Source organism: Brevibacillus fortis (genome assembly GCF_003013395.1).
Taxonomy (GTDB): domain Bacteria; phylum Bacillota; class Bacilli; order Brevibacillales; family Brevibacillaceae; genus Brevibacillus; species Brevibacillus fortis.
In genome coordinates this window covers 17,885-30,678 of record NZ_PXZM01000029.1, presented here as the reverse complement: position 1 = coordinate 30,678, position 12,794 = coordinate 17,885, and the positions used below count along the sequence as shown (strand labels likewise).

At 48.7% G+C, this 12,794-nt stretch carries 16 protein-coding genes; 7 read left to right on the top strand and 9 right to left on the bottom strand.

Going from position 1 to position 12,794, the window contains the following annotated elements; genetic code table 11:
• Positions 1–157: 157 nt before the first annotated feature.
• Genes C7R93_RS17535 through C7R93_RS17525 form a run of 3 tightly spaced genes read left to right on the top strand, consistent with a single transcriptional unit; the run spans position 158 to position 3,458 of the window.
• Entirely contained in the window at positions 158–931 is a 774-nt protein-coding gene (locus C7R93_RS17535; protein WP_106840029.1) for a TraR/DksA C4-type zinc finger protein, read from the top strand.
• Positions 918–2,069 (top strand): mandelate racemase/muconate lactonizing enzyme family protein, encoded by a 1,152-nt coding sequence (locus C7R93_RS17530; protein ID WP_106840028.1) that lies wholly within the window; start codon positions 918–920, stop codon positions 2,067–2,069. The genes C7R93_RS17535 and C7R93_RS17530 overlap by 14 nt, the downstream gene beginning before the upstream one ends.
• A gap of 15 nt (positions 2,070–2,084) precedes the next feature.
• The gene (locus C7R93_RS17525) at positions 2,085–3,458 is read left to right on the top strand and encodes an MFS transporter (RefSeq protein WP_106840027.1); all 1,374 of its coding nucleotides are present in this window, start codon (positions 2,085–2,087) and stop codon (positions 3,456–3,458) included.
• A 73-nt stretch (positions 3,459–3,531) separates the two neighbouring features.
• Here C7R93_RS17525 and C7R93_RS17520 read toward each other — a convergent pair whose 3' ends face one another.
• On the bottom strand, positions 3,532–4,005 hold the full coding sequence (locus C7R93_RS17520) for an NUDIX domain-containing protein (RefSeq protein ID WP_106840026.1): 474 nt from the start codon (positions 4,003–4,005) through the stop codon (positions 3,532–3,534).
• 18 nt (positions 4,006–4,023) lie between these two features.
• Positions 4,024–4,953, bottom strand: a complete 930-nt coding sequence (locus C7R93_RS17515) for an NAD(P)/FAD-dependent oxidoreductase (RefSeq protein WP_106840025.1) — start codon at positions 4,951–4,953, stop codon at positions 4,024–4,026.
• A gap of 236 nt (positions 4,954–5,189) precedes the next feature.
• Between C7R93_RS17515 and C7R93_RS17510 the strand changes: the two genes are divergently transcribed.
• Both C7R93_RS17510 and C7R93_RS17505 read left to right on the top strand, forming a co-directional pair.
• Positions 5,190–6,548, top strand: coding sequence for an LCP family protein (locus C7R93_RS17510; protein ID WP_106840024.1), 1,359 nt, complete (start codon positions 5,190–5,192; stop codon positions 6,546–6,548).
• Positions 6,549–6,632: 84 nt separating this feature from the next.
• Positions 6,633–7,229 (top strand): Hsp20/alpha crystallin family protein, encoded by a 597-nt coding sequence (locus C7R93_RS17505; RefSeq protein ID WP_106840023.1) that lies wholly within the window; start codon positions 6,633–6,635, stop codon positions 7,227–7,229.
• Positions 7,230–7,317: 88 nt separating this feature from the next.
• Here C7R93_RS17505 and C7R93_RS17500 read toward each other — a convergent pair whose 3' ends face one another.
• Genes C7R93_RS17500 through C7R93_RS17475 form a run of 6 tightly spaced genes read right to left on the bottom strand, consistent with a single transcriptional unit; the run spans position 7,318 to position 9,283 of the window.
• Positions 7,318–7,533, bottom strand: coding sequence for a spore germination protein (locus C7R93_RS17500; protein ID WP_017249535.1), 216 nt, complete (start codon positions 7,531–7,533; stop codon positions 7,318–7,320).
• Between the two features lie 3 nt (positions 7,534–7,536).
• Entirely contained in the window at positions 7,537–7,929 is a 393-nt protein-coding gene (locus C7R93_RS17495; protein WP_106840022.1) for a spore germination protein GerPE, read from the bottom strand.
• A gap of 14 nt (positions 7,930–7,943) precedes the next feature.
• Entirely contained in the window at positions 7,944–8,135 is a 192-nt protein-coding gene (locus C7R93_RS17490; RefSeq protein WP_106840021.1) for a spore gernimation protein, read from the bottom strand.
• The gene (gene gerPC, locus C7R93_RS17485; RefSeq protein ID WP_106840020.1) at positions 8,132–8,746 is read right to left on the bottom strand and encodes a spore germination protein GerPC; all 615 of its coding nucleotides are present in this window, start codon (positions 8,744–8,746) and stop codon (positions 8,132–8,134) included. Before gerPC ends, C7R93_RS17490 begins: the two co-directional genes overlap by 4 nt.
• Positions 8,747–8,780: 34 nt before the next feature.
• Positions 8,781–9,035 carry a spore germination protein GerPB gene (locus C7R93_RS17480; protein WP_106840019.1) on the bottom strand — a complete coding sequence of 85 codons (255 nt, stop codon included), beginning with the start codon at positions 9,033–9,035 and terminating at the stop codon, positions 8,781–8,783.
• Positions 9,032–9,283 (bottom strand): spore germination protein, encoded by a 252-nt coding sequence (locus C7R93_RS17475; RefSeq protein WP_106840018.1) that lies wholly within the window; start codon positions 9,281–9,283, stop codon positions 9,032–9,034. The genes C7R93_RS17480 and C7R93_RS17475 overlap by 4 nt, the downstream gene beginning before the upstream one ends.
• A gap of 147 nt (positions 9,284–9,430) precedes the next feature.
• Between C7R93_RS17475 and C7R93_RS17470 the strand changes: the two genes are divergently transcribed.
• The gene (locus C7R93_RS17470; RefSeq protein WP_106840017.1) at positions 9,431–9,628 is read left to right on the top strand and encodes a hypothetical protein; all 198 of its coding nucleotides are present in this window, start codon (positions 9,431–9,433) and stop codon (positions 9,626–9,628) included.
• A 9-nt stretch (positions 9,629–9,637) separates the two neighbouring features.
• Here C7R93_RS17470 and shc read toward each other — a convergent pair whose 3' ends face one another.
• On the bottom strand, positions 9,638–11,620 hold the full coding sequence (gene shc / locus C7R93_RS17465) for a squalene--hopene cyclase (protein ID WP_106840016.1): 1,983 nt from the start codon (positions 11,618–11,620) through the stop codon (positions 9,638–9,640).
• On the opposite strand from shc, the gene C7R93_RS17460 reads away from it, so the two are divergent.
• A complete protein-coding gene (locus C7R93_RS17460; RefSeq protein WP_106840211.1) occupies positions 11,593–12,714 on the top strand; it encodes a DUF2515 domain-containing protein in 1,122 nt (373 codons plus the stop codon). The genes shc and C7R93_RS17460 overlap by 28 nt on opposite strands.
• The last annotated feature ends 80 nt before the right edge of the window (positions 12,715–12,794 follow it).

Genomic DNA, 12,794 nt, shown 5'->3' with positions numbered 1-12,794 from the left:
TTGGGGATGGCAGGTTTTTTGCTGTGAAAAACATCTCGATGTTTTTCATAAAGGTGGATATGAGCGCATGCGGACCAACAAAACGGTCATGGCCGTTTTGTTGGTCATATTTCCTGCGGGACCAAGACATACTACCTGTTGAGGAAACCAAACAAAGGTGGTGTACAGCGTGGACCAAAAGATGGTGGCCAGCTTCCGGGAAAAGCTGCTGGAACAGAAAAAAGAACTGGAAGACCGCGTACAGGACCATTATGGCATGAGAGAACCGATGACAACCTCTTTGCAAGAGTTTGCCATGTACGATAACCATCCGGCAGATATCGGCAGTGAAATGTTTGAGCGGGAAAAAGATCTGGCCCTAGACAGCCTCGATCGTGAGACATTAAAAGAGATTGATCAGGCGCTTCTGCGCATGGAGGAGGGTACCTACGGCCTGTGTACGGTCTGTGGAGAGCAAATACCCGTGGAGCGATTGGAAGCTCTGCCTCAGGCACAAACGTGCAAGGAGCATGCACCAGCGCCGTCAGTCAACGAGTCGCGTCCGATTGAAGAACAGTTTTTGCAGCCACCGTTTGGACGTACGTCTTTGGATGAAAAAGAAGGACAGAACGGATTTGACGGTGAGGATGCTTGGCAAATTGTCGAGTCATGGGGGACATCCAGTACTCCTTTCTCGTACCAGGAACCCGACAAAACGGATTACGACGAAATGTATATCGAGAGCAATGAGCCGGATGGCTTTGTCGAAGCAGTGGAGGAAATCGGTTATACCGATATTGAAGGCTATCATGGACCGGACAGTGTTCATTTTATGAGAAGCGGGACGTATGAGGAGTACATGAGAAAAGGAGAAGGGCAAGGAAACTTCCTCTCCTATGACGATTATGAGGGAGAGCAGGCAGAACGAGAGGGAATGGATGATTACTCATGACCAGGTAGCCGTCTCTGACCTGCAAATTGAGCGCGTAGAAACGTATCCACTGCTTCATCGTCTATCGCAAGCTTACGGCGATGCGAATGGGTATAAGCGTTATCGAACCAGCTATCTCATTCGGATTATCACACGGGCTGGAATAGATGGCTGGGGAGAAATTATCGATTGGCTACCGACTCTCCATAAGGGCTTTTGTGAGCGCATTATCCCATACTTGCTGGGTAAGCAGGTGGACAACAGAGTAGCCATAGTCGATGTCATCGGAAAGTGGCATCAGCGCTCGGCTTCAGGTGTCAGTATGGCACTTACGGAAATTTTGGCAAAAGCGGCGGGGCTATCTGTGTGTCAATTATGGGGTGGTCAGATTCATGCTGGCATCCCGGTATATGCCTCCCTCCAATCCTACCGTGAAACAGAGGACTGGATGCAACAGTCATGGAACCAAGTCAGCCAGCAAGTCGACGACGGATTCAAGATGGTTAAAGTGAAGATTGGCGGTCGGTCTGTTCAAGAGGATCAGACGCACATCGAAAAACTGATGAATATGCTCCCCGAAGAAGTTCAAGTAGCGGTAGATGCCAATCAGAGCTACGACTGTGCGACTGCAAGGAAGTGGGAGGGGCTTTTTTCCCGTTATGGTAATTGGCTTTGGCTGGAGGAGCCGATGCCCATGGATCGTACAAACGAGTATGTCAAGCTTCGTTCGTCAGTATCCATCCCGCTTGCCGGTGGAGAAAACTTGATCCGCTGCGCACAGTTTTTACCCTTGTATGAGGGGGGCGCCATCGATATTGCACAGCCTGACCTGATGCATACGGGGGGCATTGACGATTATCGAACACATCTGCAAATGGCCCGTCAGTTTGGTTATCGCGTGTCTCCGCATTCCTTTGATGGCTCGCTGGCACGATTGTATACGTTATTTGCACAAGCTTGCTTGTTGGCATGGACCAAGATGGATAGCAATCCGATTGAGCCTGTCGAATGGGATGTCATGGAGAATCCCTTTACACAATTGTTTCCGCTTCGACCAATAAACGGCGAAGTGACTCTTCCTGCTGGCGTCGGAATTGGCGTCGAGCCTGACTGGGAGATTATTAACGCGATGCGCTGGGACGGTAGCGCTTATGCGTAAGACAAGGAGTTTCGTATGGCACAAAATGCGAAAAACCTGATTGGGCTTGTCGGGGTTCCATTAGTTATGGTGTTGGGCAACTCGATGCTGATCCCTGTACTGCCTACAATGAAAACGGAAATGAAGCTCACCGCCCTACAGACGAGCTTGTTGATCACCGCTTTTTCGATTGCAGCAGGTATTGTGATCCCTTTTGCCGGCTATTTGTCAGATCGATTTGGGAGAAAAATTGTCATTATCTTCTCCCTTGCCCTGTACGGTCTGGGTGGTTTGGTCGCAGGGCTTGCCGCGCTGTGGCTGGATCAACCCTATATGGCAATAATGGGAGGGCGTGTTTTGCAGGGAATCGGAGCCGCCGGGACAGCCCCCATCGCGATGGCATTGGTAGGGGATCTGTTCGATGGCGCTTCGGAGAGTAGGGCATTGGGGCTCTTGGAGACATCCAACGGGTTGGGAAAAGTATTAAGTCCGATTATTGGCTCCTTGCTTGCTCTCCTATCTTGGTACATGGTCTTTTTAGCTTTTCCGATTATTTGCGGAGTCGTTCTCCTGATGTTTTTATTTCTGACCAAGGAAAAGAAACAGGATAAGAAGTCGCTCCCCGTCAAGCAGTACATGCATTCGATCGCACAAGTGTTTAAGCAGCATGGAAAATGGCTTGTCCCCGCGTTTTTTATTGGGAGCATCTGCCTGTTCACATTGTTTGGTGTACTCTTTTACCTGTCTGATTTATTGGAAGAAAAATACAAGATCGATGGTGTCATCAAAGGCTTTTTTTTGGCGATTCCCTTGCTCGTAATGAGTATTGCGGCATTTGTGACTGGAATCATCATCAAGAAGAAGCTGAAGTTGATGCGGCGGTTTGTGATTATTGGCATGTTCTTGCTGGCTACGTCTTATATATTGGCCAGCTTTGTCAAAGGGGCTTATGTCCTGATTGGCATTTTGGTCATCGGCAGCTTGGGGACGGGGATGATTTTACCTTGCTTGAACTCGATGATCGTTGGGGCCGTACAAAAAACAGAGCGGGGCATGATTACTTCTTTATATAGCGGTGTCCGTTTTATCGGTGTTGCGATTGGCCCACCTATTTTTACCTGGTTGCTCGGGATTTCGCGAACGGTCATGTTTATGTCCATCGCAGGTTTGTCGCTTGTTTTCGCTGTAGTTGCGCTCTTCTTCTTGAAGCCGAAGCAGGTCGAGCAGCAAGGACAGGGGGCAAAAGACAGCGAGACGCAATCGTGGCGGCAAATATCAGAGGTATTGGGAATTGAACCTGAAACGGTACATGAGGTACAACGTGAGAGAGCTATCGAAAAGTATGGTTTTGATCCTAATGAGCTCGTCAAGCGTGTGCTGTCGGGAAAAAAGGAAAAGGAAAAACAATAAACAGGCTGTCTCTGTCGAGCATTCTCACCGATTTCAATTTCGGGGAGCGACAGGGACGTGCCTGTTTATGTGGTTAGAACTCAGCGAAGGGATGACGTAAAGCTCGTTCGAGTGCGAGCGGGTACACATCGTCTTGCAGAATGCGGCTAAACTCCTGATTGCCTTTTACATCTCGCGGGATATCCGCAAACACAATGGTTGCAAGCACGTCTGAGCCGCTTGGCTGGTTTGTATAGTGCGCTACCTTTGCGATATAGATGTCTTTTCGCATCGAGTCGTCGATGGTGTACTGTCCGATACGCTCTATCCCTTCCAATATGGCGCCGGTTTCTTCATAGACCTCACGAACTGCTGCCGCCAGGCTGTTTTCACCCGCTTCTACTTTTCCCCCTGGTAGCTCCACACCGCGTGTACGATGGCGAGTAAATAACAGCTTCCCTTGATGAAAAGCGAAGATTAGCACGTGACCTGCTTGGTGGTTACGATACTCTTCGGGGGAAAAGGTTAGCTTGACAGGTAAGCCGAAATCGTCGAAAAAAGCGTACATGCAAAGCGCTCCTTCTCTCTACAGGCTCATGGATCGGTTGTTTTGAATTTGCAAGGAAATATGCTTGACCGCCTTCATCGCTTGACCAACTGCCAGAGACAAACTAGCATAAGCGGCTCCGTTGCTCACGTCTCCGACTGCGTATATCCATGGTGAGTGGGCTCGTTGATACGAATCCGTTTGCAAATAGTCATCGCCAAACGTGTCCAAGCCTTCGAGACCAGCTGTATTTCCATGAACACCAATTCGTGGCAGAATCCAATCGACTACGATCGTCTGTGGATTGCCTGCGCGCGTGGAGGTGAGTGTCAGAATAGTCCGAGCCTCTTCCTCCTGATAGTCACTTACTTGTGTTTCCCACAGGACATGGACGTTGGGCAGGTCTGTGATTTTCTTTTGCCATTCGGGACGAGCACGCCACCGACTGCTCCGAACCAACAGATAAACTTGTCGGGCATGAAAGCTCAAATTTGCTGCACTCTCTAATGCACGATCTCCTCCGCCAATAACAGCGATATCTTGCCCTGCGATTGTGTGCGCCTGGGCGGTTGTAGAAAACCAAGGCGTCAGGACGCTCGAACAATCAGAAAGGGCTGTTATTTCATTCCAGCTAACTCCTGTGGCGATGAGTAAAAAGTCGACACGATAGACGGATTTCGAAGTGATCACCTGTTTCGTTTCCCGATCAATGGAAAGAATGGCTTCGTTCAATCGTATGTGTTGCTGCTGGATGAAAGGATGTGCGCTCAGTTCCTTTATAATGGCAGCTCCCTGGTCATATACAAGGGGCGGAAAGTCGGTAATCTCGTTGTAAATGTGATGCAGTTGTCCGCCGAGTCGATCCGTTTTTTCGATAAGAAGACAAGAAAGCCCTAATCGTTGGCACCATATTGCTGCGGACAACCCTGCGATGCCGCCACCTGCGATCAGCACCTGTATGTGTTCCACTCTCAAGTCCCTCCGATTCCCTCATTCATCTATCTGATTTTCCTCAGTTTTAGACTACCTGTTTCGATTCGCAAGTGCAAGAACTCTCATGGAAAACAGATCGCGATGAATCGGCAGGATTCTACATTTTGACGGCATATTGTGGTAAAATGGGACATGGTTTTCCAGAATATATCGAAAAATCAATCGCCCCAAGCACTGTGGACCCTGTGATTCTAAAAAGGAGTGAACCAAACGTGCAAGCCAAGAATGACAAGCCTCAGGCTCCTGCAAAACAGCCGCGCAAACGGATCAAGCGTGGTAAGCGAAGCAAGCGGATGTATCTGCTCTTGGCGGGTTGCTTATTCCTCTGTTTGTTAGCTATAGGAGCAGGCTACGCCCTCAACAAATTAAACCAAACACTGGACGTAGTTACGGAAGACCCGTACAAGCTACCGGATCAACCTGTTGTAGAAAAGCCGTATGAACAAAAGAAATCAATCGGCTTCGTCATCGTCGGGGTGGATACGCGCAAAAACATCGGCATGTTGAACACGGATGTCCTGGTAGTAGCAGTCGCCAATCCGGTTACGCAAAAGCTGAGCATGGTATCGTTGCCCCGTGATACACGCGTTCAAATCCCAGGATATCCAGGCTATCACAAGGTCAATGAAGTATTTGCATTAGGGGAAAATATCAGGAAAGATGCGGAAATAAAAGGGAAGCCTGTTACAGAGAATGGAATGACGATGCTCAAAAAAACATTGAATCACATGCTGGGGATCTCTGTTGAGCATTACGTGCAGCTTGACTTTGAGGGCTTTACAGCGGTCATTGACAAGCTGGGTGGCATTACGGTTGATGTAGATCGCGATCTCGTATACGAATTGCCGAAGCAGGGTGTATACCGCAATTTGAAAAAAGGGAAACAAGTATTAAACGGAGAGCAGGCTCTTGGCTTCGTTCGTCATCGCATCGACAGACGCGGAGACGCTTACAACTCGAGCGACTTCGATCGCAATCGCAGACAGCAGCAGGTGATTCGTGCCGTGGCAGAAAAGAGCATGTCCATGGATGGATTAACGAGTTTGACAGCAGTGCTCGATACCGTTGGTCAGCATATCAAAACCGATCTCTCGAATAACCAAATCAAAGGATTGGCACTCGATTTTGCCAGCTTTTCGTCAAGCAACATGGTTACTTTGGATAATGGGGCGATCTGGAGCTCTCCGTATTCTTTCTGGCCGAGGGAGAACATGCAAGCCGTACGAACTGCCTTGCAAAAAGAAGTGGGCGTAACAGAATCGAGTGGTCAGCTCAGCGATGCCGCTGTAGCGGAAGTAGCCAAGGTCGAAATGAGAACGGAGAAGAGATCGCCAGCTCCGAACCCCAAGCCCACGACAGGACCAAAAGAGCAGCCAAAAACAAAAAAACCAGCAACACCACCATCCAATCCTGCTACAGAACCAACACAGGAGCCTGTAACGCCGCCGACTGTACCAGATGGCAATGGCGAACCAAATTCTGAGCCGACGGATAGTAACATGCCACCACCAGATATTTTGGCCCCGCCTGCACCAGTGACAGATAGCGCTGACATCGGGCAAACTGGATGATCTTGAGCACACCCCCCAGGCAAACGTACATATTCTATCGTACAAAGACAGTCTTGCCTGTGCTGGGAAGGGAGTGCGGAAGTTATGAAAAACTTGCAAGAGACCATGAAGCAATTGCAAAAAGCATCCGAAAGCTTGTCCAAGCTCGGCTTTGACCCAGATCATCCGTGGAAAGCATTGAGCCAGATGGGGCAGTTGCTGGATACGAGCTTTTGGGAAAATATCGCGACGCTCAATAAGCAAACAGCACAAAAGACGGCCACAGCAGCAGCGCCAAATGTACCTCCTGTGAAAAAAGGGAAAAAAAAGCCGAAGGAAAGACCGATGCGTTTCGATCAGGTAGACGACTCGCATTTTTCTCCGGCCACGGATATCTTCCAATCAGAGCAGATGGTCATTGTTTCCTGTGAACTGCCGGGCTTCGAGCGTGATAGCCTGGAGATTATCCTCTCCGGCCAACGTTGGTTGGAGATCAAGGGGAGCATCAAACAAAGTGATCACCAGGGGCTTCGTTCACAAGGGGAGAGAAGCTACGGCCCCTTTTCTCGCAAGCTGGCTCTACCGGTTCCCGTCAGTTCAAAAGGGATGAGGGCCCAGTATCAGGATGGCTTGTTAGAAATCTATTTGATGCGTGATGGAGCTGCGAACGAACGAAAAACAACGTTTAAAGCGAGTTTGTAAAAGGAGGGGGCCTTGTGCCTCCTTTTTTGTATCTTTTTTCGACCAAATAAAAACAGTGTCAATGAAAAAGACATTAACACTGCAGGGATTAGATGTTCCCAAACATCGGTTGATCGACGACATTGGGGTCCAATGTATTGGTTGCGTTGACACCATTGAGCGTATTGACGACGTTGCCTGTGTTGCCGCCTCCTGAACCGGAGAATGTCTTGGCGGCTGTTTTGGGCGATATGTTGAGTGTATCTCCAAAGTTAACTGTACCCGAATTACTATTGATATTGACAGCACCAATGACAGAAGGCACAGCCTACCCCCTCCCTCTAGTGTTTGGCTCATCTTGGAAAAGGTGACGAATGTTAACGACTCGCGTTTCGAGTGTAATGGACTCATTAGAACCAAGATGGACGATGGACGCTCCTGCTACGAAAGGGACTTCCACTTTTCGGATGAAAATGTACGGACAGTCGTGGAACGTATCGATGCAAATCGGATCAACGAGACTGGGAGGAGTTAAGGGAACGGAAAAAACAGAGTAATCCTCGAACATAAATTCATTTTCATAGAAAATGGCCTGTTCACGTTGGACGGCTAAAATGTTCGCGACAGCATCAATCTGCCGGGAATCACCTATTTGCAGAACAGATGAGGTATCGACGGAGAGGACATCCAGCTTGTGGACATGACTAGTCCTTCGGTACATGGAGACAACCCTCCTTAGGAAGCAGGCAGAGCAGTATCAATCGGAATCGAGGCCCCGACAATCATTTTTTCGGGTGGGGTTTCATAAATCGCTCTGAGGTCTACTGTCTGTGTGTCTCCAATAAACAAAGAAGCGGCAGAACTGAGCGCACTGACGGAGACCTTCCTTACACAAATGGCTTCGTTTATCACTTGATACCTCATCATGGTTCGTTCACCTCACGAGGCAAATTTTTCACGAATGTTTCGCACGTCTTGTCGATATCCCGTTTGACCTTTTTGGCTGTTTGTTGTACGAAAACATCGAGCTGCTCTGGTTCTAGTTCATCAGTAGGGAGCTCGCTCAGGTAATACTTAATCCGCTGATCGATCTGCTTTTTAATGTCATCCAAGATAAAGGCACGATAATTGTTATCGAGTGGATAGTTGCACTCTGTTTCGATTCTTTCAAGAACGAGGTAGGCATCCGTCTCTAAATATTGATAAATTTCCTTCTGAACACGCTCAAAAAGGGGGGCATTGCTTTGGGGCGGATTAGGGACATCCATCGATTGATTGATGGAAAAATCTCCGATTCCAGTATCATTTCCTTTTGGGTTTAAGCCGATATTGAGAGTCCCTTCCAGTCGCTCAACCTTTAAGAGATCGAATTTGTACTCGTTCTTGATGACGGAAGGAATCTGTTTTTCCTTGAGATCATTTACATCTTGCTGCAGCTGTTCAAGCATTTGCTTCATCTTCTCGATTTTATTGTTTTGCAATTGTATATAGTCATGTAACTGTTGAAAATACTGCATCATTTCGGGATCCATGTACATGACGACCATCCTTCTTCATCTAGCATACATCGAATTAGGCAAACCGTGAAAGCCTACCAGAGCGTATGGGCGAGGGCTGAACCAAGGGAATGAGGGGCACGAATTCTTCCGAAGCGGTTGTGGGCAGTGGCCCCACTTGTGGAGCTGGCTCTGTGAATCCGCCAGTGTTGTACAGCTTGGATACGGGCTTAATAATCCCGGCGCTTCCTATTTGACATACCGAAGAGTTGCTTATGCCTTCGATCTTGAGCGAATTGATTGCGATGTGTTGCGTAACAAAAAAATTCATGCGAAATCGCGTCCCTTTGCCCTGTAATCGTTCGTTTCTTCTACAAAAAGCGGGATATCATTATCGGATTGTTCATTGACGTAGACGACGCTACGTGGAATTTTAAAGGACAGATTGGTACCAGAATTGAATGAACCTCCACCTGCGAAGGTTTTGGCATAAGTGGTAGGTGCGATTTTACGGACGTCTCCGACATTGAAAACGCCGCCCACGTTGTTCACATTGATGACTCCAACGAATGCTGGCATGTTCGGCACATCCTTTTGGGAGAGGTCCTCTCTGTATTGTATGTCGTAGGCCATTGGGTGTTCATACCTGTTTTTGCGACCGAAGCAGTGTGAGCCGCATAAGATGGATGGATAGGCGCAAGTTTTAGGAAAAGGAGAAAAAGTTCCATGAATATGAAGGTGACGAATAAAAAAATAGACGTCGGTGATTTCAGCTTTGGTGGAGTGTCTCAGTCGTCGATTGTGCTGATTGGGGACACCGATGTCCTGTCCTGCTACTCTATTTTTGATACGCCGCCACATTCTGTGATTTACTCACCCCAGGTTCCTCTCCAGCCGTTAGATCTTGGTTTGCGAAGAGGGTAGTGATGTTTATTACGTGTTCGCGTATTTGCTCTGATAGTGGCTGAGAGCTAGCAATGGCCAAATCCAGCGATAGCTGTGATAAGCAAAGTAAGTGCCGCCAGGACGTCCCCCGCCAGTAGGATAGCGAGTCGTCCAGTCATTTGTTTGATTGTGAGTGAGCAAATAGTGAACCCCTCGTTGAAGCTCTGCGGTCGGCCTTGATGACACGGCTATCAGTGCATCGATTGCCCATGCCGTTTGCGAGGGAGTGCTTGCACCGAGGGGGACGTACGTTTTTTTCTGGTCGCTTTGGCAAGATTCTCCCCAGCCACCGTCGGAATTTTGATTGGCAACCAGCCATGCAACCGCTTTTTGGATGACGGGATCGGTAGCGGAAAAGCCAACCGCCATCAGCCCGGTAATTGCAGCCCATGTGCCGTACAGATAAGCAATTCCCCAACGTCCATACCAGGAGCCGTCTGACTCTTGATGTTTGAGAAGCCAGCGGACTCCTTTTTCTACATGGGGGTCAGTTAATGTTCGCCCAGCATAATTTCCGAGAAGCTCTAATGTCCTCCCTGTCAAATCGGCAGAGGACGGATCTGTACTGACGTTATCGGCTCCTTCGATCGGCAGGTGGCGAATGAAATCAGCGTCTGTGTTTCGTTCAAAAGCAGGCCAGCCGCCATCGTCGTTTTGCATGGATAATAGCCAATCGAGACCGCGCTTCCAAGCGGCTGCTGTTGTTACGTCCGTACGGGCGAGCAGGCGCAGAGAACGCAGAGCAGCCGTCGTATCATCAATGTCAGGGTTCATGGTGTTGTAGTCAGAAAAGCCCCAACCGCCAGGCTTTCCTGTTGGATTACGGATTTTCCAGTCACCGTACTTATGCTGCTGCTTTTGGAGAAGGTAACGATTTGCTTTTTGAATCGCGGGATGTGTAGCAGAAAGCCCGCTTTTTTGCAGAGAAGAAGCCAAGAGCGCGGTGTCCCAGACGGCTGAGGTAGCCAGCTGCAAGTGTGCGCCGTTTTCGTAATCGTAGACACTATTCGTAAGTCCTTGCATCGCTTTTTGGATGAGCGGGTCTTTCGGAGAATAACCGCGAGCGAGCACCGCAAAAATCATGAAAAAGGTAGAGGTCGAATAATTGTACAGAGTACCGTCCGGCTCGATTCGCGCCAGGATGTATTGTTCCAGGCGCCGTAGGGCAAGCTTTTGCAACTGTCCGGGTAAAAAGGGGAGACGCTGCAAGGAATCGTGGATGGTGGCGAGGAACGATTGCCCCTCCTTGAGGAAATTTTCTAGGAATCGATGCGAATAAAGACCGCGAGTGATCGGTGTATCTGCGTATAGATCGGACAAGTCTGGTGCATCGTCAGGCTTTTTTACATATTTGCGATCAGCCACAATCATCATGGGGGCAAGATGGACACGTGCGTACCCAACAAAATCGTAAAAGCTGACAGGGAAGCTCGGGTGCAATAGAGCAATCTCGACGGGAACCAGAAAATGCGAGGGCCACTGATATTGGCCTGTCAAAGCTGTAGCAAATTTAGTCAGCATGTTCGCTTGTGTCAGCCCGCCCTTTTCCAAAATAAACGAGCGAGCCAGTGTCATTCTCGGTTCGTCCTTTTTGTACTTGCCTGATAATAGCAGCGCGTAATACGAATCAATCGTGGTAGACAGATTGCCTTCGTACTCGTCGGGATACAGCTTCCACGCCCCATTATTGTGTTGGAGAGACGTGATGTGAGCAGTGAGCTTTTCCATCAAACGCTCATCATGAATGCCAAGTGTGCGCAATAGGATGATCATGTGAGAATCTGTCATCGGTGAGCTTTCCAAACAAAAGCGCCAAGTGCCATCCTCCTGTTGGCGCTGCAACAAAAAGGCTTGAATGCGGCTGATTTCTTGCTGGATTTCGCGCAACTCATTCACCTCCCGATAAAATACGGCGCATAAGAAAGAGAGGGGGAAGAGCATCGATGGGTTTGCCGTGGTACCAATACGCATCTCGTTTGCCGCTTGCCATGCATCTCAAAAAGGCTCGCACGGCAACATCAGCACCACTGAAGGACCAAGATCGGAGGACGGTAGAGCAGATTAGGCAGGAGACGCTCACCCACAACCGTGACAACATAGACAGAACGCGCGCCTATTTATCGTTTTATCAAAAGCATCCACGCATTCATTGGGCGTTATTGGCACATCTGGTATCGCGTAATGCAGGATGGAATATGACCGATTTGCAGGGAGAATTATTGCCTCGCTTGCTTCGTACAAAAGAACAGCACGATTATTTCTCCTTTTTGGAGCGGGGAAACTGGCTGATTTTTCACGATGCGTACCCTCAATTGTTACTGTATGAGGAAAGTGTCAGACGACAGACCAACCTTTTTTATTTACTGCCTCATCTGGGCGTCTCCACGTTCATGCAGGCGATCTGGAATCATTTCTGGAAAACGGACGACAAACAGCTGCTCGCCATTGGATTGATTATCAATGAACAAAACTATTTGGAAGATCAGATCATGAAAGACTCGGCCTATCAAAATTCAGTTGTTCGCACAATCCCGTTTGCCCTGCAGGAGCTTTTGAAGCTGAATCTGATCTTGTTTCCTCATAAAGGGGCGGACTCTTTACAGCTAGCGGGCGAGCGAGTTTTTCATTTTGCCTCATTACCAGAGCGAATCAGCTTGGGAAAAAGGCTATACAGTCTGTTGTTCGGGGGTACGAATAGGCAGGAGGCATCGTACGCTTGGGCATTGCAACAGCCACACACAGGTTCGCGAAAAGATTACTGGCCCCATCTTTTTCACGATGTGAATGATACAGCTCCTGGCAAGTCTTATCAGGTAAAACTAATGAACTGTCAGCTGCGGTCAGGGGCGAATCGGCTGTTTTCCCCAACGTTACGTCAAGTGTGGAAGCCTATCCACCATGAGCCGCCAAAGGAGTTGGATTGGTACAAAAACAAGAGCGACGTATGGCGCGTGCTGAATCAAGCGGAGGAGGCAGCAAATGCTGCTGAGATGAGTGAGGCATATTGTCAGGCGTTGTCAAAAATCGAATGGGCCGTCGCAGCCAGAACGAGAATACTGGGCTAACTTGTAGTAAAATAGAGAGGAGTACAGAACGTTAGACCGATCCTCGACAGGTTGGCGGTCTTTATTTATTTGATGAAAAT